This window comes from bacterium, from assembly GCA_004299235.1.
Classification (GTDB): Bacteria; Chloroflexota; Dormibacteria; order Dormibacterales; family Dormibacteraceae; genus SCQL01.
The window spans coordinates 30134-49813 of the sequence record SCQL01000028.1 but is presented as its reverse complement, the minus strand read 5'-3'; the positions used below and the strand labels follow the sequence as shown (position 1 = coordinate 49813).

Below are 19680 nucleotides of genomic sequence, written 5' to 3'. Positions count from 1 at the left end.
TTAGGAGGAAGCAGTGGCGAAGAAGAAGTTCGAGCGGACCAAGCCGCACCTCAACGTCGGGACCATCGGTCACATCGACCACGGCAAGACGACGCTGACGGCTGCCATCACGAAGGTGCTCGCGGACAAGGGCCTGGCGGAGTTCAAGGCCTTCGACCAGATCGACAAGGCGCCGGAGGAGAAGGCCCGCGGAATCACAATCTCGATCACCCACGTCGAGTACGAGACGGAGAAGCGCCACTACGCCCACGTCGACTGCCCGGGACACCAGGACTACATCAAGAACATGATCACCGGCGCCGCCCAGATGGACGGCGCGATCCTGGTCGTGGCCGCCAACGACGGCGCCATGCCGCAGACGCGCGAGCACATCATCCTCGCCCGCCAGGTCAACGTGCCCTTCCTTGTCGTCGCGCTGAACAAGTGCGACATGGTCGATGACAAGGAGTTCATCGAGCTGGTCGAGCTCGACCTGCGCGAGCTCCTGAGCCGCTACGAGTATCCCGGCGACGACATTCCCATCGTGCGCATCTCCGCGCTCAAGGCGCTGGAGGGCGACCCCGAGTGGACGCCTAAGATCCTCGAGCTGATGAACGCCGTCGACACCTACATCCCTGAGCCCGAGCGGCCGGTCGACAAGCCCTTCCTCATGCCGATCGAGGACGTCTTCACGATTGAAGGCCGCGGCACCGTGACCACCGGTCGAGTCGAGCGCGGCAAGCTCAAGAGAAACGAGGAAATCGAGATCGTGGGCATTCACCCGCAGAGCACCAAGACGGTCGTCACCGCGATCGAAATGTTCCACAAGGACATGGACGAGTGCCAGGCGGGCGATAATGTGGGCGCCCTGCTGCGCGGAATCAAGCGCGAGGACGTCGTGCGCGGCCAGGTGCTCGCCAAAACGGGATCGATCAAGCCGCACACCCAGTTCAAAGCGCAGGTGTACGTGCTGACCAAGGAAGAGGGGGGCCGGCACACGCCGTTCCTCACCGGCTACCGGCCGCAGTTCTACATGCGAACCACCGACGTCACGGGCGAGGTCAAGCTCCCCGAAGGCGTGGAGATGTGCATGCCGGGCGACAACGTCGTAATGGAGATCACGCTCGGTGAGCCAATCGCCATCGAGCCGGGACTGCGTTTCGCCATCCGCGAAGGCGGCAAGACCGTCGGCGCCGGCGTGGCCACTGAAGTCGTCAAGTAACAGGCATATCAGAAGGAAAAGGGGAAGGGCTCGCAAGGTGGCGCAAAAGATTCGGATTCGACTCAAGGCCTACGACCACAGGGTCTTGGATCAGGCGGCGGACAAGATCGTGGACACCGCTCGCCGAACGAACGCGCGCACGGCCGGCCCGATCCCGCTTCCGACTGAAATCTCCAAACTGACCGTGATCCGCTCACCCTTCATCGACAAGGACTCGCGCGAGCAGTTTGAGATGCGCACGCACAAGCGCATCGTCGACATCCTCGACCCCAACCCTCGGGTGGTGGACGCGCTCATGCGCCTCAGCCTGCCGGCGGGCGTGAGCATCGAGATCAAATCGTGAAAGGCCTCCTTGCTCGGAAGCTGGGCATGACCCAGCTGTTCAACGCCGACGGCACCACTTCCGCGGTGACGGTGCTCGAAGCCGGCCCCTGCCGGGTGCTCGGCCTGCGCACCACCGAGAAAGACGGCTATGCCGCGGCTCGCATCGCCTTCGAGGCCGTCGCCGAGCGCAAGCTGACCAAGCCCGAGCTTGGCGAATTCAAGAAGGCGAGCGTCGAGCCCCACCGGCACGTCGTCGAGATTCGCGGCTACGAGGGCATCGAGGCAGGCCAGGAGCTCAAGGCCGACATCTTCGCCGCGGGCGAGCTGGTGGACGTCACGTCCACCTCCAAGGGCAAGGGCTTCCAGGGCCTGATCAAGAGGCACAAGTTCAGCCGCGGGCCCGAATCGCACGGCTCGATGAACGTGCGTCAGCCCGGCGCCATCGGCGCGACGGACGCGGCACGCGTCTTCAAGGGCGTCCGCATGTCCGGCCAGATGGGCAACGAGCGCACCACGGCTCGGGCGTACCGGGTCGTCCGGGTCGACGCGGAGCGGAACCTCATCCTCGTGAAGGGTGGAGTCCCGGGCGCCAAGGACGCCCTGGTGCTGGTCCGCCAGTCGACCAAGCGCATGAAGGTCAAGGGGCCCGCCGGCAAGCCGACCGGGAGGAAGGTCTGATGCCCGCGACCAAGAGCGGCGCCGCGAGCCAGGGCACGACCAAGCGAGCGGCCCCCAAGAAAAGCCAAGAGCCAGCGACCGACGTGCTCCAGGTGCCGTTGTTCAACGCCGCCGGCGAGCGCAACGGCGACGTCCAGCTCCCTCGGGGCATCTTCTCCGAGGAGCCGAACACGCCGGTCATGCACCAGGCGTACGTCCGCCAGCTCGCCAACGCCCGCCAGGGCACCGCGTCGACCAAGACCCGGGCGACGGTCTCGGGCGGCGGCGCCAAGCCGTACCGCCAGAAGGGCACCGGCCGCGCGCGGCACGGCTCGACCCGCGAACCGTCCATGAAAGGCGGCGGCACCGTGTTCGGCCCGCATCCCCGCAGCTACGCCAAGCGCATGCCCAAGCAGATGCGCCGCCTGGCGCTGCGGTCGGCCCTCTCCCAGAAGGCGATCGATGGCGAGATCCGCGTGATCGAGAACTTCGGATTCGCCGAGCCGCGCACCAAGCAGGCCGCCGACCTCATCCAGGCAGTCGGCTTCGACGGCACCACCCTGGTGGTCCTGCCGGCGCCCAACCTTGTGGTCAGCCGCTCGTTTGAGAACCTCACCGGTGCCAAGACCATCCTGGCCCGCAACCTGAACATCCGGGACCTGTTCACCCACCGGTACCTGCTGCTCGCCAAGGATTGCCTCGAGCTGCTGGAAGACAACTTCAGCCGGCGTGAGAAGAAGGACGGCTCGGAATGACCACACGAGCGGCATCCGAGATCGTGATCGGCCCGGTCATCACCGAGCGCACCTACCAGCTCTACACGCAGGGCCGGTACACGTTCCGCGTCTCGGCGCAGGCGACGAAGACGGATATCAAGAAGGCTCTCGAGGAGCAGTACGAGGCCCAGGGCATCAAGGTCCGCGACGTCAACACCGTGAGCATGCGCGGCAAGCGGCGCCGCAGCATGCGCCGCCTCGGATCGATCGGCCACACCGCCGACTGGAAGAAAGCCATCGTGACGCTCGGCCCCGGCCAGAAGATCGAAGGCCTGTTTGGGAGCGTCTGATGCCGATTAGAAAGTTCAAGCCGACCAGCCCGGGACGCCGCTTCATGTCCGTCTCCGGCTTCGAGGACATCACCACCGATGAGCCGGAGAAGACCCTGCTCGAGTCGCTGCCCACGCATGCCGGCCGTAACAATCAGGGCCGCGTCACCACGCGTCACCAGGGCGGCGGCTACCGCAAGCTCTATCGCAAGATCGACTTCAAGCGCGACAAGCACGGAGTGAGCGGGCGCGTCGCCACTATCGAGTACGATCCCAACCGCAGCGCCCGCATCGCCCTCATCCACTACCGGGATGGCGAGAAGCGCTACATCCTGGCGCCGCTCGGGCTGAAGGTCGGCGACCCCATCGAAAGTGGGGAAGAGGCGCCGGTGCGCATCGGCAACGCCCTCCCGCTGTCCCGCATCCCGGTGGGTTCGACCATCCACAACATCGAGCTCACCCTCGGCCGTGGCGGCCAGCTGGTGCGCTCGGCGGGCGCCTCCGCGCAGCTGCTGGCCAAGGAAGGCGATTACGCGGTCGTGCGCATGCCGTCAGGCGAGCTCCGCCGCATCCACGTTCGGTGCCAGGCCACCGTCGGCCAGGTCGGTAACATCGAACACGAGAACGAGTCCGGCGGCAAGGCCGGTCGAAGTCGCTGGCTCGGAGTCCGGCCCACGGTGCGAGGTTCGACGATGAACCCGCGAGACCACCCGCACGGTGGTGGCGAGGGCAAGACGGGACCGGGCGGCAACCCGAAGACACCCTGGGGCAAGCCCGCGCTCGGCTACCGCACGCGCAAGCCGAAGAAGGCCTCCCAGAAGCTGATCATCCGCCGCCGTGAGAAGAAAGGACGCAGCAAGTAATGTCACGCTCACTGAAGAAGGGGCCGTTCATCAACGCCTCGCTCAAAGACAAGATCGAGAAGATGAATCAGAGCCGCGAGAAGAAGGTGATCCGCACCTGGGCTCGCGCGTCGGTCATCTATCCCGACATGGTCGGACACACCATCGCGGTCCACGACGGCCGCAAGCACGTGCCCGTGTTCATCAGCGAGAACATGGTCGGCCACCGGCTGGGCGAGTTCGCGCCCACCCGACACTTCCGCGGCCACGGCACCCACACCGAAAAGTCGACGGCACTGAAGTAGTAGATGGCGACGATGGAAGTTTCCGCTGTGCAGAGGTTTGTCCGCCGCACGCCGCGCAAGGCGCGGCTGGTGGCTGATTCCGTCAAGGGCATGAAGGTGACCGAGGCTCTCGCGTACCTCGAGTTCTCGCCTAAGCATGCCGCCCGCGACGTCGCCAAGGCGATCAAGTCCGCCGCCGCCAACGCCGAGCACAACTTCAACCTGAACCGGGAGGACCTCGTTCTCAAGCAGCTGCTGATCGACGAGGGCCCGACCCTCCGCCGTCGCCGTCCGGTCAGCCGCAGCATGGCGCACGAGTTCTTCCACCGCACCTGTCACATCACCGCGGTCGTCGAAGACCAGCCGCAGGGAGCTAAGAGGTAATTTGGGTCATAAAGTCCATCCGAACGCGTTCCGTCTCGGCGTCTTCAGGCCGTGGGAGGCGAACTGGTTTGCCAACCCCAAGGACTACACGAAGATGCTCCACGAGGATCTGGAGATGCGCCGCGTCATCCTGGCGCGCCTGCGCAACGCGGGGATCGCGAAGATCGAGACCGAGCGCTCGTCCAACGCCCAGCTCACGGTGACCATCCATACCGCCAAGCCAGGCATCGTCATCGGCAAGGGCGGCTCGTCGGTCGACCAGCTGCGCGAGGACCTCGAGAAGAGGTTCGGCAACCGCGTCCGCATCTCCATTCAGGAGATCAAGCAGCCGGAGCTCGACGCCCAGCTGGTGGCCGAGAACATCGCCTCGCAGATCGAGCGCCGCATCAGCTACAAGCGCGCGATGAAGCAGGCGATCCTGCGCACCATGCGCTCGGGGGCAAAGGGCGTCCGCATCTACTGCGGCGGCCGGCTGCGCGGGGCCGAGATGGCCCGCCGTGAGTGGGACCGCGAAGGCCGCGTGCCCCTGCACACCCTGCGCGCGAACATCGATTTCGGCCGTGCCACGGCGAGCACCACGTTCGGCGCCATCGGCGTCAAGTGCTGGATCTACAAGGACCAGGCGGCCCCGCAGCGCCGGGTGGCGCCGGCCGCCGAGGCGGCGGTGCCGGTCGCCGAGGTCATCGCGCCGCAGCCAGAGGCGCCGGAAGTCCTGGTCGCGCCGCAGCCGGAGGTCGAGACGGTGACCACGGCAGCCGAGCCGGCAGCCGAGCCCAAGCGCGCTCGGACCACGACCGCGCCGAAGACCGAGGCCAAACCCAAGGCGACCACCCGCACGACGGCCGCCAAAGCCGCGCCCAAGGCCAAGACGGAGACCCAAGCCGGGCCCGCGACCGACAAGGCCGAGGCGAAGGCTCCGGTCAAGAAAGCCCCAGCGAGCAAGAAGGCGCAGAGCTGATGCTGCTGCCAAAGCGAGTCAAGTACCGCAAGATGCACCGCGGCCGCCGCAAGGGCATCGCCACGCGCGGCGCCACCGTCGCCTTCGGCGACTTCGGCCTGCAGGCGATGGAGGCGTGCTGGATGAGCAACCGGCAGATCGAGGCCGCCCGCCGGGCCATGACCCGCCACGTCAAGCGCGGCGGCCAGATCTGGATCCGCATCTTCCCGGACAAGTCCATCACCAAGAAGCCGGCCGAGACCCGCATGGGTTCCGGCAAGGGCAACCCCGAAGGCTGGGTCGCCGTGATCAAGCCCGGGCGCGTGCTGTTCGAGATGGGTGGCGTCACGCCCGAGGTCGCCAAAGAGGCGATGAAGCTCGCCGCGTCCAAGCTCCCCATCAAGACACGTTTTGTCAGCGTCGAATCCGCCGCGGCGGGAGCCGCGAGATGAAAGTCGACGAGCTGCGAGTGTTGGAGGAAGACGAGCTTGGCGGACGGCTGCGCCAGGCGCGCCGGGAGCTCTACGAGCTCCGGTTCAAGCACGCCGTCGGCCAGCTCGAGAACTCGAGCCAGATCTCGAAGGTCCGCAACGACATCGCGCGCATCATGACCGTCCTGCGAGAAAGAGACTTCGGGCTTCTCCCCTCCCCCCCTCGGGGAGAGGGCCAGGGTGAGGCGCTCGTGCCCGCAGCCACCGCGGTGGCGGAGCCGGCTGAAGAAGAACCCGCCAAGCCCACGCGCACCCGCCGGGCCAAGACCGAGGAGAGCGCATGAGCGACGCCACGACCACCACCACCCCGACGGCCGTCGAGGCCTCGGCGCGCGGCCAGCGAAAGGTCCGGCTCGGCACCGTGATCGCTGACAAGATGAACAAGACGATCATCGTTCAGGTCGGCACGTCCAAGGCCCATCGGCTCTACCGGAAGACCGTCCAGCAGCGCACCAAGTTCAAGGTCCACGACGAAAAGGACGAGTGCGGTGTCGGCGACCTCGTCCGCATCACCGAGACGCGCCCCATCTCCAAGGAGAAGCGGTGGCGCGTGTTGGAGATTGTTGAGAAGGCCAAGTGATCCAGCAAGAGACACGACTCAAGGTCGCGGACAACTCGGGTGCGAAGGAGATCCTGTGCATCCGCGTTGCCGGCGGGCATTACCGGAAGTACGCGTCGGTGGGCGACGTCATCACCGCCACCGTCAAGTCGGCCCAGCCTGGCGGCCAGGTCAAGAAGGGCGAGGTGGTGAAGGCCGTGGTCGTGCGCGTTACCAAGGAGTACCGCCGCCCGGACGGGTCGCTCATCCGCTTCGACGAGAACGCCGCCGTGCTGCTCGCGCAGGCCAATAACCCGCGCGGGACGCGCATCTTCGGCCCGGTCGCCCGGGAGCTGCGCGAGCGCAACTTCATGAAGATCATCAGCCTTGCCCCGGAGGTCCTCTAAACCAATGCTCCGTAACAAGCCCCAGCCCAAGCGCCGCTGGCTCGACCTCGCTCCGGGCGATCCTGTGATCGTCGTCGCGGGCAAGGACAAGGGCAAGCATGGCGAGGTGCTGCGCACACTCCCCGACAAGCACAAGATCGTCGTCAAAGGCGTCAACATCCTGAAGCGCCACACCAAAGCGGGCCAGTCGCGCGGCGGCGTCAGCGTCGCGCAGGGTGGCGTGATCGACTTCGAAGCGCCGCTCGACTACTCGAATGTGATGCTGGTCTGTCCGTCCTGCTCGAAGCCGACCCGCATCAAGCACACCGTCCTCGAGTCCGGGGCGCGGGCGCTGGTCTGCCTGCACTGCGGAGAGCCGTACGAGCGCGTTCGCAAGACGGAGGCCCAGTGAGCGATCAGCTAGTTCCAACCGACTCGCGCCCGGGCGCCGACGCCAAGGTGCGCAAGGCTAACAAGCAACCGGACAAGAGATCCGATGCGCCGAAGGCGCCGTCGACGCGTGCCGAGGGCCCGCCACGACTGTTCAAGACGTATCGCGACTCGATCGTGCCGGCCTTGACCAAAGAGTTCGACTACGGCAACACCATGGAGGTGCCGCGGGTCTCCAAGGTGGTGGTGAACATCGGCATCGGCGAGGCCAAGGACAACGACAAAGCACTCGACGCCGCTGTCGGCGACGTGGTTACCATCACCGGCCAGAGGCCGGCGCTGATCAAGGCCCGTAAGTCGGTCGCGGCTTTCAAGCTGCGCGCCGGGCAGACGGTCGGCATCAAGGCCACGCTGCGCGGCCGGCGCATGTGGTACTTCCTGGACAAGCTGCTGAATGTCGCCCTGCCGCGCATCCGCGACTTCCGCGGCGTGAGCCCCGAGGGCTTCGACGGTCGCGGCAACTACTCGCTCGGCCTGCGCGAGCAGGTCGTCTTCCCGGAGATCGACTACGACAAGATCGACAAACTGCGCGGGCTGGAAGTGTCGATCGTCACCACAGCCCGCACCGACGACGAGGCCCGCAGCCTGCTGACGCGGCTCGGCATGCCCTTTAGAAAGAGGTAAGAGAGAAGTTTGGCCAAGAAATCATCGCTCGAGCGCTGGAAGAGGGAACCCAAGTTCAAGGTCCGGTTCCACAATCGCTGCCGCATCTGCGGCCGGCCGCGAGCGTACCTGCGCATATTCGGCATGTGCCGCATCTGCTTCCGGAACCTGGCCGCGGAGGGACGCATCCCAGGCGTCACGAAGTCGAGTTGGTGATGGCCACCGCGGTCGCCAAGAACGTCAAGCGGGCTCCGGCGGGGGTCGTCTCAGACCCCATCGCGGACATGCTCACGCGCGTGCGCAACGCCAACACCGCCCGCCATCCTGAGGTGAAGGTGCCGGCATCCAAACTGAAGTTGGAGATCGCCCGCGTCCTCAAGGACGAGGGCTATATCGCCGGCTATGAGGTCGAGGCCGACGGCTCGGCCCAGACCATGCGTATCATCTTCAAGTCCCGCCCCGACCGCACGCGCGTGATCTCGGGGTTGAAGAGGATCAGCCGCCCCGGCCTGCGCGTCTATGCGCGCAAGACGGAGATCCCCCGGGTCCTCGGCGGGCTCGGAATCGCGATTCTCAGCACGGCCCAAGGGGTCATGAGCGGGCGCCAGGCGCTGCGCCAGGGCCTCGGCGGGGAAGTGCTGGCGTACATCTGGTAGGAGTTCAAAGAAGAGTTGTCGCGGATAGGAAAGCTGCCGATCCCGGTGCCTGGAGTGGTGAAGGTCACCCTGCAGCCCGGCAAGGTGACGGTTGAGGGCCCGAAGGGCCGGCTGGAACGCACCCTGCCGGGCGACATCACGGTCAAGCAGGCCAATGGCGAGCTCGTCTTCGAGCGGCCGTCGGAGGACTACCGTCACCGCGCGCTGCACGGCCTGGTGCGCAGCCTGGTCGCCAACATGGTCACCGGCGTGAACACCGGCTTCATCAAGCACCTGGAGCTCGTCGGTGTCGGCTACCGCGTCGCCAAGCAGGGCGACGAGGTGGTCCTCAGCCTGGGCTACTCGCATCCGATCAAGTTCAAGCCGCCCCCGGGCGTCTCGATCGACGTCCAGGACCAGACCAAGTTCTCCGTGTCCGGGATCTCGATCGAGGATGTCGGCCAGGTGGCGGCCAATCTTCGCCGACTGCGTCCGCCCGAGCCCTACAAGGGCAAGGGCGTGATGTACCGCGGCGAGCGCATCCGCCGCAAGGCGGGCAAGGCGGGCAAGGGGGCCAAAACCGCAGGATGATCAAGCGCAGCGACCGCAAGGTGAACCGTCTAAAGCGTCACAAGCGCGTGCGGGTGAACGTGAGCGGCACGCCGCAGCGTCCGCGGCTGGCGGTGTTCCGCAGCCTCAACCACGTTTACGCGCAGGTCATCGACGACTCGGGCAGCCGCACGCTCGCCGCGGCGTCAACCGTCGAGTTGAAGGCCAAGGGCAACGGCGTTGCCGAGGCCGCGCGGGTGGGCAAGGCGATCGCAGCCAAGGCCAGGGCGGCCGGGGTCAGCTCGGTCGTGTTCGACCGGGGCGGCTTCCTCTACCACGGCAGAATCAAGGCTTTGGCGGACGCCGCCCGCGAAGCCGGACTGGAGTTTTAGAAATGATTGCGTCCACCCCTCACCGGACCTCTCCCCTGAGGGGAAGAGGGCAATAGATGGGATCCAGATACCCGCACTCGAGTGGTGAGCGTTCGGAGCTTGCCGACCGCGTCGTCCGCGTCAACCGCGTCGCCAAGGTGGTGAAGGGCGGGCGCAAGTTCTCATTCAGCGCGCTGATCGTGGTCGGCGACATGAATGGGCGCGTCGGCTCAGGCATCGGCAAGGCGAGAGAGGTGACCGAGGCCATTCGCAAGGGCATGGAGGTCGCGAAGCGAAACATGATCACGGTCCCGATGGTCGGGACGACGATCCCGCACGAGGTCCGCTTGAAGCTCGGATCGGCCCGCATCATGTTGAAGCCCGCGGCCCCCGGCACCGGCGTCATCTCGGGCGGCGCGATGCGTGCGGTCATCGAAACCGCGGGGATCAAGGACATCCTCACCAAGTCGCACGGCACGAACAACCCGATCAACACCGTGCGCGCGACGCTGGCCGCGCTGCAGCAGCTGCGCACGGCGCAGCAGATCGCCGAGCTGCGGGGCAAGGAGGTCGAGCAGATCGTCGGCCGCCGCCTGGCCGCCGCCTATCGGCGGGCCGAGGGCGGGCGAGGTCAGAGTGCGGCGTCGGACCCGACCGCCGCCGGTGCTGCCGAGACCGCCGGGGTACCCAAGTGACGGAGCTCAAGAAGCTGAAGGCGACGCTCATGAAGAGCACCATCGGCGAGGCGCCGGCCACTCGCGCCACGGTGACCTCGCTCGGTTTTCGCCGCCTCAACCAGACCCGGGAGCTGCCCGACAACCCCGCTGTGCGTGGGATGCTGAAGGCGGTCGATTTCCTGGTCGCGGTCGAAGGCCAGGCGTTCGTGCGTCCGAAGCGCAGCCGGTACAAGATCTGGCGATCCCGCAGCAACAAGAAACACCAGAGGGGCAACTGAGATGCAGCTGCATGACCTCAAGCCCGCCGCGGGCGCGCATCGCAAGGCCCGGCGCGTCGGTCGCGGCACCGGCTCCGGCCGGGGCAAGACCTCAGGCCGGGGACAGAAGGGGCAGAACGCCCGCAGCGAAGGCTTTCGCCTCGGCTTCGAGGGCGGCCAGATGCCGCTGGCGCAGCGCATCCCGAAGCTGCCCGGATTCAAGAACCCGTTCAAGAAGATTTACTCGGTCGTCAACCTGTCCAAGCTCAGCCGCTTTGCCGACGGAGCCAAGGTCGACGGCGAAGCGCTGCTCGAAGCGGGCCTGGTACGTGCGGGTCAGGAGATCAAGATCCTCGGCACCGGCGACCTGAGGCGTAAGTTGACTGTCGAGGCTCACTCGTTCAGCGTCAGCGCGCGTGAGGCGATCGAGAAGCTCGGCGGCACCGTCAAGGTCCTTGGCGAGCCGCGCAAGCTCGGGGCCAGGCGCACGGCCGCCAAGGCTCCAAAGTCACTCACGACCGAGGCTGCAAAGCCAGTCACCCCGGAAGCCCCGAAGCGGAGCCGGGCGGCTGAGCCTGCAGCAGCCGAAGAGAGCACCGTACCCTCAGACGAATAAGGGATGAACCTGCTCGAGGCGTTGATCAACGCCGTCAGGCTGCCCGAGCTCCGCAACAAGATCCTTTTCACCGGGGGGATCCTGGTCATCTTCCGGCTGTTCGCCAACGTCGCCGTGCCCGGCGCGAGCCAGGGCGCATTGAGCCAGCTCTTCAACTCCCAGGCATTGCTCGGGCTGCTCGACCTCTTCTCCGGGGGCGGCCTCTCACGCTTCAGCGTCGTGGCCATGGGCCTGAACCCGTATATCAACGCCACGATCATCATGCAACTGATGGCGGTGATCTCCGAACGCATCAAGGAGATCTCCAAAGAGGGCGAGATGGGCCGGCGCCGCATCACGCGCTGGAGCCGCTATCTCACGGTGGCGCTGGGCGCGGGCCAGGCGTACGGCTTCACCGTCCTCTTCCAGAACACGACCCCCTCCATCCTCGGTCCGCTGGACTGGTTCCAGCGGCTGCAGATCGTGCTGGTCCTGACGGCGGGGACGATCATGCTGATGTGGTTCGGCGAGCTCATCACCGAGTACGGCATCGGCAACGGCGTTTCGCTGATCATCTTCGCCGGCATCATCGGCCGCGGGCCGCAGGGCGTCGGCTCGGTCTTCAGCGCCCACTCCACCGGCGGCGGCCTGGCGGACTTCATCCCCTTCATCATCTTCGGGGTCATCGCGCTGGGGATGACCGCGGTGATCATCGAAGTCCAGCAGGCGGTGCGGAAGATCCCCATCCAGTCGGCTCAGCGCACCGTCGGCCTGAAGCAGGTGCAGAGCCGCGCGAGCTTCCTGCCGCTGCGCGTCAACCACGCCGGCGTCATCCCGATCATCTTCGCCATCTCGGTGATGTTCCTGCCGGCGATCGTCGCCAACTACTTCACCGGCGCGCCGCCCGACACCTGGTACTACAAGGCCGCGGCCTGGGTGAGAGGCAACTTCGCGCCCGATACGGCGAACCTGCCGATGGCCATCACGTACAACGCGCTCTACTTCGCGTTCACGTTCGGCTTCACCTATTTCTACACGGCGATCACGTTCGAGGTGAACGACGTCGCCGACAACCTCAAACGCTATTCGAGCTTCATCCCCGGCATCCGCCCGGGCCGGCCGACGGCGGACTATCTCGGCGCGGTGATGAACCGCGTCACTTTCGCGGGGGCGTGCTTTCTGGGCTTCATCACCGTGATCCTGCCGATAGCGACGGCGAAGATCTCAGGCATTCCCCATCAGCAGATGTACCTGGGCGGCACCGCCATCCTCATCGTCGTGGGCGTGGCCCTCGACACGATGAAGCAGCTGCAGACCCAGCTCGTGATGCGACAATACCGCGGCTTCATAACCTAGTGAATCTGCTGCTGTACGGAGCCCCAGGAAGCGGTAAGGGCACGCAAGCGAACATGCTGCGTGAGCATTTCGGCATCCCGCACATCGCCACCGGCGACATGCTGCGCGCCGAGGTCCAGGCGGGCACCGAGCTCGGCCGCCAGGCGCAGCCCATCCTGGCGGCCGGCCAGTACGTATCCGACGACATCATGATCGGGATGATCCGCAACCGGCTTCGCCGCCACGACTGCGAGCGCGGCTTCATCATCGACGGGTTCCCGCGAACCGTGCCGCAGGCCGAGGCGCTGGACGCGTTGATGGAGCAGCTCGGCCGCCGCTTCGACCGGGTGCTCTATCTCAAAGTCGAGACGGCCGAGCTCCTGCGCCGGCTTTCGGGACGCTTGGTCTGCCCGAGCTGCCAGCGCACCTACCCGCCGGGGGCCGAAAAATGCGTGAGTGACGGCACGGTCCTGGTGCAGCGCGAGGACGACAAGGCCGAGGCGGTGAAGCCGCGGATCGAGATCTACCTGCAGAAGACCATCCCTGTGCTCGACCACTACCGTGGTGAGGGGCTGGTTTCCGAGATCGACGGCCGGGGCACAATCGAGGAGATCAGCCGCCAAGTCCTCAGAGCCATCAGCGCTCCGCCGGCGGAGAGGTACCCGGCGCAGCCGGGGGGCGGGGAGACGCAACCGGAGATCAAGGCCCAGAGAATCAAATGATCAACCTCAAGACCGCCCACGAGATCGACCTGATGGCCCGCGCGGGCAGCCTGCTCGCGTCCGTGCTTCCGCCGCTGAAGGCGGCGTGCGAGCCGGGCGTCAAGACGATCGAGCTCGACCGTATCGCCGAACGCCTCATCCGGGAAGGCGGCGCCACGCCGGGCTTTTTGGGCTATCAGGGCTTCCCTCGCTCGATCTGTGTTTCGATCAACGACGAGGCGGTCCACGGCATTCCGGGAAACCGCAAGGTCGCCGCCGGGGACCTGGTCAGCCTGGACCTCGGTCTGGTACTGGAGGGCTTCTGGGCCGACGTCGGCATCACGGTCGGGGTGGGCGAGATCACCGAGGAGGCGAAAAGCCTCTTGAAGGTCACCGAGCAGGCGCTGTACGTCGGCATCGACAAGGCGCGCCCGGGGGGCTGGTTGGGCGACATCTCCTCGGCCGTCCAGAAGCACGTCGAGGCGGCAGGCTTCTCAGTCATCCGCCAGTTCGTCGGCCACGGCATCGGCCGCCAGATGCACGAGGACCCGCAGGTCCCGAACTTCGGCAGCCCGGGCACGCCGCCCAAGCTCAAGGCCGGGATGACGCTGGCGATCGAGCCGATGGTCAACGCCGGGTCGCACGAGGTGTACATGAAGCCGGACGGCTGGACGATCTGCACGGCGGATCGCTCTCTGTCGGCCTACTTCGAGCACACCGTCGCGATCACCGACAAGGGCCCCCTGATCCTCACCCACAACCCCCTGTTGCCCTCGGGGAGGGGCTAGCGTGACGGGCTCAAGCCGGTGCGACGGTGGAAGCACTTCCGTTTTGGTACAATTGCCGTTCGTGCCCCAACGCCCCCCACTCGTGAAGGGGGTCGTGGTGGAGCCTCTTCCCAACGGCGTCTACCGGGTTGAGCTCGAGAACGGGGCCAAGGTCCTCGCCCACGTCGCCGACCGTGCCGGCACCCACTTCACCCGGCTCCTCGCTGGAGACAAGGTGGGGGTCGAGCTTGCGAGCGGCGACCGATCGCGAGGACGCATTCGAGAGATTTGGAGATGAAGGTACGTCCGTCGGTCAAGAAGATGTGCTCGAGCTGCAAGGTGATCAAGCGCAATGGAGTCGTTCGCGTCATCTGCTCCAAGACGCCGAAACACAAGCAAAGGCAGGGCTAGAGGATTAAATGGCGAGAATCGCCGGTGTCGACATACCCCCGCAGAAGCGGGTCGTGATCTCCCTGATGTACATCCATGGCGTCGGTCGTACGACCGCCGCCAAGCTGGTCAAGATGGCCAATCTCAGCCCGGACACCCGGGTGAGGGACCTCAGCGAAGAGGAGGTCGGCCGCCTTCGCCAGATCATCGACCGCATGGCCACCGCCAAAGAGGTCCTGATCGAAGGTGATCTCCGGCGCGAGATCGCGATGAACATCAAGCGGATGACCGAGATCGGCTCATACCGTGGCTCCCGGCACCGCCGTGGACTGCCGGTCCGCGGCCAGCGCACGCGCACCAATGCCCGCGGCCGCCGCGGTCCGAAGCGCGCCGTCGCCGGCAAGAAGAAAGTGAAGGCGGGCAAGTAGTGGCCAAAGCCAAGAAGGTCGTCCGCACGCGGCGCCGCGAGCGCAAGAACGTGGTCGCGGGCCAGGCCCATATCCAGAGCACGTTCAACAACACGATCATCTCGATCAGCGACGTCGACGGGAACGTCATCTCGTGGGGCTCGGCCGGGGCCCAGGGCTTCAAGGGGAGCCGCAAGTCGACGCCGTTCGCCGCCCAGGTGACCGCCGAGGCGACCGCCAAGAGGGCGCTCGAGCACGGTATGCGCTCGATCGAAGTCTTCGTCCGAGGTCCGGGCGCAGGTCGCGAGGCGGCGATCCGCTCCCTGCAGGCGACCGGCCTGGTGGTCAGCGCGATCACTGACGTCACCCCCATCCCGCACAACGGCTGCCGCCCGCCAAAGCGGCGGAGGGTCTAGCCCATGGCGAACTACAGCGGTCCCGTCTGCCGTTTCTGCCGCCGCGAGGGCGCCAAGCTCTACCTCAAGGGCGAGCGGTGCTACACGCCCAAGTGCGCGATCGAGCGCCGCGCGTTCGCGCCCGGCATGCACGGCCAGGCGCGCAAGCGCAAGACCTCCGATTACGGCCTGCAGCTTCGCGCCAAGCAGAAGGCGCGCAGGTTGTACGGCCTGCTGGAAAAGCAGTTCCGCAATTACTTCGAGCTGGCGGAGCGCGAGCCGGGCGTCACCGGACTCAACCTCCTGCGCCACCTCGAGCTGCGCCTGGACAACGTCGTTTACCGGCTCGGCCTGGGCGCCTCGCGCAAGCAGGCCCGCCAGCTGGTCGCGCACCGGCACTTCGAAGTCAACGGCAAAACGGTCAACGTGGCGTCGTACCAGTTGAAGCCGGGTGACGTGGTGAAAGTCAGGCCGGCCAACGGCGTCATCGACGTCGCGTTGGAGGCTTCCAAGGTACGGCCGGTGCCCTCGTGGCTTGCATTCAGCGCGGACGACAAGTCCGCGAAGATCCTCGCCCGGCCGGACCGCCACGAGATGGAGACCGGCGTCGAGGAGCAGTTGATCGTCGAGTTCTACTCTCGGTAAAGGGACGGAGGTTAAGAAGTACCCAATTGGCAATTGACACGCAGATGACGGTCACCCCGCAGGTGCGCAAGCTCGAGACGAGCGCGAACTACGGCAAGTTCGACATCGAGCCGCTCGACCCTGGATTCGGGACGACGCTCGGCAACACGCTCCGCCGCGTGCTGCTCTCTTCGCTGTGGGGGGCGGCGGTGACCTCGATCCAGATCGACGGGGTCGCCCACGAGTTCACGGCCATCCCGCACGTGAAAGAGGACGTGACTGAGGTCATCCTCAACCTGAAACAGCTCTGCCTGAAGAGCTTCACCGAGGATCCGGTCACCCTTTTGCTCGACGTCAAGGGCCCGGCGGAGGTGCACGCTTCACACATCCAGGCCTCCTCGGACGTGGACATCGTCAACCCCGACCTCTACATCTGCACGCTGGCCGCCAAGGGCCACCTGCGCATGGAGCTGAACGTGGAGCGGGGCAAGGGCTACGTGCCGGCGGAGCGCAACAAGCGCGAGGGCCAGCCGATCGGGGTCATCCCGATCGACGCGATCTTCTCTCCGGTGGAGAAGGCGAACTTCTCGGTCGAAAAGACCCGTGTGGGCCAGTCGACCGACTACGACCGCCTGATCATCGAGGTCTGGACGGACGGCACCATGACGCCCGAGGAGGCCGTCAGCCACGCCGCCGAGCTCTTCACGCAGCACCTCAACCTGTTCGTCCGCTTCCGCGACTCGATCGAGAAGCACGAGGCGGAGCTTCGCGGCGCGAGCGGTGGGCAGAGCCGATTGAACGACACTCCCATCGAGGAGCTCGACCTTTCGGTCCGCGCGTTCAACTGTCTCAAGGCCAACGAGATCCAGACCGTCGGGCAGTTGCTGGAGAAGAGGGAAGAGGAGCTGCTTGCACTGCGCAACTTCGGGCGCAAGTCGCTCGATGAGATCAAGGAGAAGCTCGTCGAGAAGGGCTTCATCAAGCCCGAAGAGATGGGCACCGTCCTGCGAGGCTGACGTGCGCCACCAAAAGAGCGGTCGCCGCTTCAACCGGGACACGGATGCACGCAAGGCGCTCATGCGCAACCTGTGCACGTCACTGCTCGAGAGCGGCCGCATCACCACGACCGAGCCGCGCGCCAAGGAGCTGCGCCGCTGGGTCGAGCGCCTGATCACCGCCGCCAAGGCCAAAGACCTCAGCGCGCGACGGCGCGTGAGCGAAGAGGTCTCGAAGCCGGAGGTGGTCGAGCGATTGTTCTCGAACCTCGTGCCCCGCCTGGCCGACCGGCCCGGCGGCTACACGCGCATCATCCACAAGGGCCCGCGTCTGGGCGATGCCGCGCCAATGGTGATCATCGAGCTGGTTGATTGAGTCGCCTCCCCCGCGCGTGGGGGAGAGCAGGGTGGGGAGGTGCAATCCCCCAAAACCGCGAAAGTTTAAAAAGTGAATATCAAAGTCGTGCTCGAGTACGACGGAAGCGGGTTTGCCGGCTGGCAGCAGCAGGCCCACGGGCGAACCGTGGAGTCCGAGCTGAAGCGGGCCCTGCGCGAGGTGACGGGCGAGGAGCGCAAGGTGTACGCCGCCGGGCGGACGGACGCGGGCGCCCACGCCGAAGGGCAGGTGGTGACCTTTGAGACCGATGGGCGCATCACGCCGCAGCGCCTGGTGGCGGCGCTCAACGCCCGGCTTCCGAGCGATGTGGCGGTGCTGGCTGCGGACGTCGCGCCGGACGGTTTCCACGCCCGGTACTCGGCGCGCTGGCGGCGTTACCGCTACCGCTACCTGGACCGCCAGTCGCGGGCGGCCCTCGAGCGGGGCCGCTGCTGGCATGTCCGCGGCCCGCTGGACGTGGATGCGATGGCGCGGGCGGCGGCTGCGCTCGTCGGCAAGCACGACTGGACCGGCTACTGCTCGGCCTCCGAGCCTCCCGATTCGAGGGTGCGCGAGATGCGCTCCGTCAAAGTCGCGAGGCGAGGGGACTTCGTCGAGCTGGAGCTGGTCGCGGAGGGCTTCCTGCGCGGCTTGGCGCGCGGCATCGCCGGAGCGCTGGCCGAGGTGGGCCGAGGCCGGCGGCCGCCGGAGTGGGTGCGGGAGATCCTCGAGGCGCGGGACCGCCGGATGGCGCCCCGCACGGCCCCGGCGGGGGGCCTGACATTGATGGAAGTGATTTACTAAGGAGCTTCGTGAGCAAACAGAAGACGTGGACGGCGAAAGCCGCAGATCTGAAGAGTGATTGGTTTGTGGTCGATGCCACCGACCAGGTCCTCGGCCGCCTGGCTTCAGGCGTCGCCAAGATCTTGCGGGGCAAGCACAAGCCCACGTTCACCCCTCACCTGAACAGCGGCGACCACGTCGTGGTCATCAACGCGGCCAAAATCAAGGTCACGGGCACCAAGCTGGGTAGCAAGGAGTACACGCGTTACACCGGCTACCCGGGCGGACTGCGCAAGCGAACCCTGGAGCGCGCGCAGGAGCTGGACCCGACCTTCCCGCTGACCAACGCCGTGCGCGGGATGCTGCAGCACAACACCCTCGGGGCGGACATGCTCACCCGACTACGCGTTTACGCCGGGGCCGAGCATGGGCACCAGGCCCAGAAGCCGAAGGTGCTCACCTTCGACGCCAAGGGAGACATCAAGATTGGCTGAAACGTTCAACCGAGGCACCGGCCGGCGCAAGAACGCCATCGCGCGGGTTCGCATCCAGCCGGGCGAGGGCAGGGTCACCGTCAACGACAAGGACCCGCTCGCCTACCTCGGGCGGCGTGTCTTGGAGATGGCCGCGCTCGCCCCGCTCCGCGTAACCAGCACCCAGCGTAAGTTCGACATCACCGTCAAGGTCGTCGGGGGCGGCACCAGCGGCCAGGCGGGCGCGATCGCGCACGGCATCGCCCGCGCCCTGTGCCGCTACGATCCCGAGTTCCGCCCCGCGCTGAAGAAGGCCGGTCTGCTCACGCGCGACGCTCGAATGAAGGAGCGGAAGAAGTACGGACTGAAGCGGGCACGCAAGGCTCCGCAGTACACCAAGAGGTAGACGAGATCACCTCCCCACCCGGTGGGGAGGTGCGCGTGGCACCGGTGGGAGGGTCCAAATTGCCGTTGACGGCCCGGCGCCTCGACTGGCCCGACTGCCGGAACGCCCGCGACCTCGGCGGCCTTCCAGTGCCTGGCGGGGTCACACGCACGCGGATGCTCGTGCGCTCCGACAACATCGCGAACCTCACCGCCGCGGGGCACGAGGCGATGATCGCGTACGGGGTGAGCACCGTCATTGACCTCAGGAGCCCCTCGGAGGTGATGGGCTCTCGCAGCCCGTTCATCACTCGCGGGGGGCTCACACACGTCCACGTGCCCCTGGTCGATGACTCGATGCTGCTCAAGCTCGGCGAGGCATCCGGGATGTTCGAGCGATATCTGCTGATGCTCGAGCACCGCCAGCAGGCCTTCTCGGGCATCTTCAACACCGTCGCCGCGGCCGAGGGCGGGGTCCTGTTCCACTGCTTTGCCGGCAAAGACCGCACCGGCCTGGTGGCCGCGATGATGCTGTCTTTAGCCGGTGTGGAGGTGGAGGCGATCGCGGGGGATTATGCCGAGACCGACACCCAGCTCGCGGCCAGATATCAAGAGTGGCTTGCCGCCGCCCCACCCGACCGGCGTGAGGAGATGCGGCGGGAGCTGCATTGCCCGCCCGAGCGCGTCCTCGCCATCCTCGACCACCTGCGCCAGAGGTGGGGTGGGGTTGAGACCTACTTGGAAATGGCCGGAGTGAGCGCCGGCAACCTGTCCCGCTTGGGAACCAGGCTGACCTAGCCGGACTGCCCGGCGATGCAGGCCGC

36 protein-coding genes are annotated in these 19680 nt (G+C 66.5%); all 36 read left to right on the top strand.

The window, feature by feature from the left end; all coding sequences use genetic code 11:
• Positions 1-13: 13 nt before the first annotated feature.
• The 36 genes from tuf (at position 14) to EPN29_08480 (ending at position 19654) form a co-directional block, all read left to right on the top strand.
• Positions 14-1201, top strand: coding sequence for an elongation factor Tu (tuf, locus tag EPN29_08655; GenBank protein ID TAN32241.1), 1188 nt, complete (start codon positions 14-16; stop codon positions 1199-1201).
• Between the two features lie 37 nt (positions 1202-1238).
• Entirely contained in the window at positions 1239-1544 is a 306-nt protein-coding gene (locus tag EPN29_08650) for a 30S ribosomal protein S10 (protein ID TAN32240.1), read from the top strand.
• Positions 1541-2203: a 50S ribosomal protein L3 gene (locus tag EPN29_08645; GenBank protein ID TAN32239.1), complete on the top strand. Its 663-nt coding sequence runs from the start codon at positions 1541-1543 to the stop codon at positions 2201-2203. Before EPN29_08650 ends, EPN29_08645 begins: the two co-directional genes overlap by 4 nt.
• Positions 2203-2937 carry a 50S ribosomal protein L4 gene (locus EPN29_08640; GenBank protein ID TAN32238.1) on the top strand — a complete coding sequence of 245 codons (735 nt, stop codon included), beginning with the start codon at positions 2203-2205 and terminating at the stop codon, positions 2935-2937. The genes EPN29_08645 and EPN29_08640 overlap by 1 nt, the downstream gene beginning before the upstream one ends.
• Positions 2934-3248: a 50S ribosomal protein L23 gene (locus EPN29_08635; protein TAN32237.1), complete on the top strand. Its 315-nt coding sequence runs from the start codon at positions 2934-2936 to the stop codon at positions 3246-3248. Before EPN29_08640 ends, EPN29_08635 begins: the two co-directional genes overlap by 4 nt.
• Entirely contained in the window at positions 3248-4090 is an 843-nt protein-coding gene (locus EPN29_08630; GenBank protein TAN32236.1) for a 50S ribosomal protein L2, read from the top strand. The genes EPN29_08635 and EPN29_08630 overlap by 1 nt, the downstream gene beginning before the upstream one ends.
• A complete protein-coding gene (locus EPN29_08625; protein ID TAN32235.1) occupies positions 4090-4374 on the top strand; it encodes a 30S ribosomal protein S19 in 285 nt (94 codons plus the stop codon). Before EPN29_08630 ends, EPN29_08625 begins: the two co-directional genes overlap by 1 nt.
• 12 nt (positions 4375-4386) lie before the next feature.
• Entirely contained in the window at positions 4387-4737 is a 351-nt protein-coding gene (locus tag EPN29_08620) for a 50S ribosomal protein L22 (GenBank protein ID TAN32234.1), read from the top strand.
• A 1-nt stretch (position 4738) separates the two neighbouring features.
• Positions 4739-5695, top strand: coding sequence for a 30S ribosomal protein S3 (locus tag EPN29_08615; protein ID TAN32233.1), 957 nt, complete (start codon positions 4739-4741; stop codon positions 5693-5695).
• On the top strand, positions 5695-6126 hold the full coding sequence (locus EPN29_08610; protein ID TAN32232.1) for a 50S ribosomal protein L16: 432 nt from the start codon (positions 5695-5697) through the stop codon (positions 6124-6126). The genes EPN29_08615 and EPN29_08610 overlap by 1 nt, the downstream gene beginning before the upstream one ends.
• A complete protein-coding gene (locus EPN29_08605) occupies positions 6123-6449 on the top strand; it encodes a 50S ribosomal protein L29 (protein ID TAN32231.1) in 327 nt (108 codons plus the stop codon). The genes EPN29_08610 and EPN29_08605 overlap by 4 nt, the downstream gene beginning before the upstream one ends.
• Positions 6446-6745 (top strand): 30S ribosomal protein S17, encoded by a 300-nt coding sequence (locus EPN29_08600; protein TAN32230.1) that lies wholly within the window; start codon positions 6446-6448, stop codon positions 6743-6745. Before EPN29_08605 ends, EPN29_08600 begins: the two co-directional genes overlap by 4 nt.
• Positions 6742-7110 carry a 50S ribosomal protein L14 gene (locus EPN29_08595; protein ID TAN32229.1) on the top strand — a complete coding sequence of 123 codons (369 nt, stop codon included), beginning with the start codon at positions 6742-6744 and terminating at the stop codon, positions 7108-7110. Before EPN29_08600 ends, EPN29_08595 begins: the two co-directional genes overlap by 4 nt.
• Before the next feature lie 4 nt (positions 7111-7114).
• Complete coding sequence (locus EPN29_08590; GenBank protein ID TAN32228.1) at positions 7115-7501, top strand: 50S ribosomal protein L24; 387 nt, start codon at positions 7115-7117, stop codon at positions 7499-7501.
• A gap of 128 nt (positions 7502-7629) precedes the next feature.
• Entirely contained in the window at positions 7630-8163 is a 534-nt protein-coding gene (locus EPN29_08585; GenBank protein TAN32476.1) for a 50S ribosomal protein L5, read from the top strand.
• Between the two features lie 9 nt (positions 8164-8172).
• On the top strand, positions 8173-8358 hold the full coding sequence (locus EPN29_08580; GenBank protein ID TAN32227.1) for a type Z 30S ribosomal protein S14: 186 nt from the start codon (positions 8173-8175) through the stop codon (positions 8356-8358).
• Positions 8358-8798: a 30S ribosomal protein S8 gene (locus tag EPN29_08575; protein TAN32226.1), complete on the top strand. Its 441-nt coding sequence runs from the start codon at positions 8358-8360 to the stop codon at positions 8796-8798. Before EPN29_08580 ends, EPN29_08575 begins: the two co-directional genes overlap by 1 nt.
• A gap of 15 nt (positions 8799-8813) precedes the next feature.
• Complete coding sequence (locus EPN29_08570; GenBank protein ID TAN32225.1) at positions 8814-9368, top strand: 50S ribosomal protein L6; 555 nt, start codon at positions 8814-8816, stop codon at positions 9366-9368.
• Positions 9365-9718, top strand: a complete 354-nt coding sequence (locus EPN29_08565; protein TAN32224.1) for a 50S ribosomal protein L18 — start codon at positions 9365-9367, stop codon at positions 9716-9718. The genes EPN29_08570 and EPN29_08565 overlap by 4 nt, the downstream gene beginning before the upstream one ends.
• Positions 9719-9774: 56 nt before the next feature.
• Positions 9775-10392, top strand: coding sequence for a 30S ribosomal protein S5 (locus EPN29_08560; protein ID TAN32223.1), 618 nt, complete (start codon positions 9775-9777; stop codon positions 10390-10392).
• 29 nt (positions 10393-10421) lie between these two features.
• Positions 10422-10652, top strand: a complete 231-nt coding sequence (locus EPN29_08555; GenBank protein ID TAN32475.1) for a 50S ribosomal protein L30 — start codon at positions 10422-10424, stop codon at positions 10650-10652.
• Between the two features lies 1 nt (position 10653).
• The gene (locus tag EPN29_08550; GenBank protein ID TAN32222.1) at positions 10654-11247 is read left to right on the top strand and encodes a 50S ribosomal protein L15; all 594 of its coding nucleotides are present in this window, start codon (positions 10654-10656) and stop codon (positions 11245-11247) included.
• Between the two features lie 3 nt (positions 11248-11250).
• Positions 11251-12582: a preprotein translocase subunit SecY gene (secY, locus tag EPN29_08545; protein ID TAN32221.1), complete on the top strand. Its 1332-nt coding sequence runs from the start codon at positions 11251-11253 to the stop codon at positions 12580-12582.
• Entirely contained in the window at positions 12399-13283 is an 885-nt protein-coding gene (locus tag EPN29_08540) for an adenylate kinase (GenBank protein ID TAN32220.1), read from the top strand. Before secY ends, EPN29_08540 begins: the two co-directional genes overlap by 184 nt.
• A complete protein-coding gene (map, locus tag EPN29_08535; GenBank protein TAN32219.1) occupies positions 13280-14050 on the top strand; it encodes a type I methionyl aminopeptidase in 771 nt (256 codons plus the stop codon). The genes EPN29_08540 and map overlap by 4 nt, the downstream gene beginning before the upstream one ends.
• 61 nt (positions 14051-14111) lie before the next feature.
• A complete protein-coding gene (infA, locus tag EPN29_08530) occupies positions 14112-14327 on the top strand; it encodes a translation initiation factor IF-1 (GenBank protein ID TAN32218.1) in 216 nt (71 codons plus the stop codon).
• Positions 14324-14440: a 50S ribosomal protein L36 gene (locus tag EPN29_08525; protein ID TAN32217.1), complete on the top strand. Its 117-nt coding sequence runs from the start codon at positions 14324-14326 to the stop codon at positions 14438-14440. Before infA ends, EPN29_08525 begins: the two co-directional genes overlap by 4 nt.
• Positions 14441-14448: 8 nt before the next feature.
• Positions 14449-14847 carry a 30S ribosomal protein S13 gene (locus EPN29_08520; GenBank protein TAN32216.1) on the top strand — a complete coding sequence of 133 codons (399 nt, stop codon included), beginning with the start codon at positions 14449-14451 and terminating at the stop codon, positions 14845-14847.
• Positions 14847-15242, top strand: coding sequence for a 30S ribosomal protein S11 (locus EPN29_08515; protein TAN32215.1), 396 nt, complete (start codon positions 14847-14849; stop codon positions 15240-15242). Before EPN29_08520 ends, EPN29_08515 begins: the two co-directional genes overlap by 1 nt.
• Before the next feature lie 3 nt (positions 15243-15245).
• A complete protein-coding gene (locus EPN29_08510; GenBank protein ID TAN32214.1) occupies positions 15246-15866 on the top strand; it encodes a 30S ribosomal protein S4 in 621 nt (206 codons plus the stop codon).
• Positions 15867-15910: 44 nt separating this feature from the next.
• A complete protein-coding gene (locus EPN29_08505; GenBank protein ID TAN32474.1) occupies positions 15911-16861 on the top strand; it encodes a DNA-directed RNA polymerase subunit alpha in 951 nt (316 codons plus the stop codon).
• A complete protein-coding gene (locus EPN29_08500) occupies positions 16788-17216 on the top strand; it encodes a 50S ribosomal protein L17 (GenBank protein TAN32213.1) in 429 nt (142 codons plus the stop codon). Before EPN29_08505 ends, EPN29_08500 begins: the two co-directional genes overlap by 74 nt.
• A gap of 72 nt (positions 17217-17288) precedes the next feature.
• A complete protein-coding gene (gene truA / locus EPN29_08495) occupies positions 17289-18020 on the top strand; it encodes a tRNA pseudouridine(38-40) synthase TruA (protein TAN32212.1) in 732 nt (243 codons plus the stop codon).
• 8 nt (positions 18021-18028) lie between these two features.
• Positions 18029-18493, top strand: coding sequence for a 50S ribosomal protein L13 (locus EPN29_08490; GenBank protein TAN32211.1), 465 nt, complete (start codon positions 18029-18031; stop codon positions 18491-18493).
• Positions 18426-18878: a 30S ribosomal protein S9 gene (locus EPN29_08485; protein ID TAN32210.1), complete on the top strand. Its 453-nt coding sequence runs from the start codon at positions 18426-18428 to the stop codon at positions 18876-18878. Before EPN29_08490 ends, EPN29_08485 begins: the two co-directional genes overlap by 68 nt.
• Positions 18746-19654 carry a tyrosine-protein phosphatase gene (locus tag EPN29_08480; GenBank protein ID TAN32209.1) on the top strand — a complete coding sequence of 303 codons (909 nt, stop codon included), beginning with the start codon at positions 18746-18748 and terminating at the stop codon, positions 19652-19654. Before EPN29_08485 ends, EPN29_08480 begins: the two co-directional genes overlap by 133 nt.
• Positions 19655-19680 lie beyond the last annotated feature (26 nt).

What these genes read in the sequence shown, in the direction of transcription:
- EPN29_08640 (TAN32238.1), top strand. Translation starts at nt 2,203, where the DNA reads ATGCCCGCGACCAAGAGCGGCGCCGCGAGCCAGGGCACGACCAAGCGA.
- EPN29_08635 (TAN32237.1), top strand. Translation starts at nt 2,934, where the DNA reads ATGACCACACGAGCGGCATCCGAGATCGTGATCGGCCCGGTCATCACC.
- EPN29_08630 (TAN32236.1), top strand. Translation starts at nt 3,248, where the DNA reads ATGCCGATTAGAAAGTTCAAGCCGACCAGCCCGGGACGCCGCTTCATG.
- EPN29_08625 (TAN32235.1), top strand. Translation starts at nt 4,090, where the DNA reads ATGTCACGCTCACTGAAGAAGGGGCCGTTCATCAACGCCTCGCTCAAA.
- EPN29_08620 (TAN32234.1), top strand. Translation starts at nt 4,387, where the DNA reads ATGGAAGTTTCCGCTGTGCAGAGGTTTGTCCGCCGCACGCCGCGCAAG.
- EPN29_08610 (TAN32232.1), top strand. Translation starts at nt 5,695, where the DNA reads ATGCTGCTGCCAAAGCGAGTCAAGTACCGCAAGATGCACCGCGGCCGC.
- EPN29_08605 (TAN32231.1), top strand. Translation starts at nt 6,123, where the DNA reads ATGAAAGTCGACGAGCTGCGAGTGTTGGAGGAAGACGAGCTTGGCGGA.
- EPN29_08600 (TAN32230.1), top strand. Translation starts at nt 6,446, where the DNA reads ATGAGCGACGCCACGACCACCACCACCCCGACGGCCGTCGAGGCCTCG.
- EPN29_08590 (TAN32228.1), top strand. Translation starts at nt 7,115, where the DNA reads ATGCTCCGTAACAAGCCCCAGCCCAAGCGCCGCTGGCTCGACCTCGCT.
- EPN29_08575 (TAN32226.1), top strand. Translation starts at nt 8,358, where the DNA reads ATGGCCACCGCGGTCGCCAAGAACGTCAAGCGGGCTCCGGCGGGGGTC.
- EPN29_08565 (TAN32224.1), top strand. Translation starts at nt 9,365, where the DNA reads ATGATCAAGCGCAGCGACCGCAAGGTGAACCGTCTAAAGCGTCACAAG.
- EPN29_08560 (TAN32223.1), top strand. Translation starts at nt 9,775, where the DNA reads ATGGGATCCAGATACCCGCACTCGAGTGGTGAGCGTTCGGAGCTTGCC.
- EPN29_08555 (TAN32475.1), top strand. Translation starts at nt 10,422, where the DNA reads ATGAAGAGCACCATCGGCGAGGCGCCGGCCACTCGCGCCACGGTGACC.
- EPN29_08550 (TAN32222.1), top strand. Translation starts at nt 10,654, where the DNA reads ATGCAGCTGCATGACCTCAAGCCCGCCGCGGGCGCGCATCGCAAGGCC.
- secY (TAN32221.1), top strand. Translation starts at nt 11,251, where the DNA reads ATGAACCTGCTCGAGGCGTTGATCAACGCCGTCAGGCTGCCCGAGCTC.
- map (TAN32219.1), top strand. Translation starts at nt 13,280, where the DNA reads ATGATCAACCTCAAGACCGCCCACGAGATCGACCTGATGGCCCGCGCG.
- EPN29_08525 (TAN32217.1), top strand. Translation starts at nt 14,324, where the DNA reads ATGAAGGTACGTCCGTCGGTCAAGAAGATGTGCTCGAGCTGCAAGGTG.
- EPN29_08520 (TAN32216.1), top strand. Translation starts at nt 14,449, where the DNA reads ATGGCGAGAATCGCCGGTGTCGACATACCCCCGCAGAAGCGGGTCGTG.
- EPN29_08510 (TAN32214.1), top strand. Translation starts at nt 15,246, where the DNA reads ATGGCGAACTACAGCGGTCCCGTCTGCCGTTTCTGCCGCCGCGAGGGC.
- EPN29_08505 (TAN32474.1), top strand. Translation starts at nt 15,911, where the DNA reads ATGACGGTCACCCCGCAGGTGCGCAAGCTCGAGACGAGCGCGAACTAC.
- EPN29_08500 (TAN32213.1), top strand. Translation starts at nt 16,788, where the DNA reads ATGAGATCAAGGAGAAGCTCGTCGAGAAGGGCTTCATCAAGCCCGAAG.
- EPN29_08485 (TAN32210.1), top strand. Translation starts at nt 18,426, where the DNA reads ATGGGCACCAGGCCCAGAAGCCGAAGGTGCTCACCTTCGACGCCAAGG.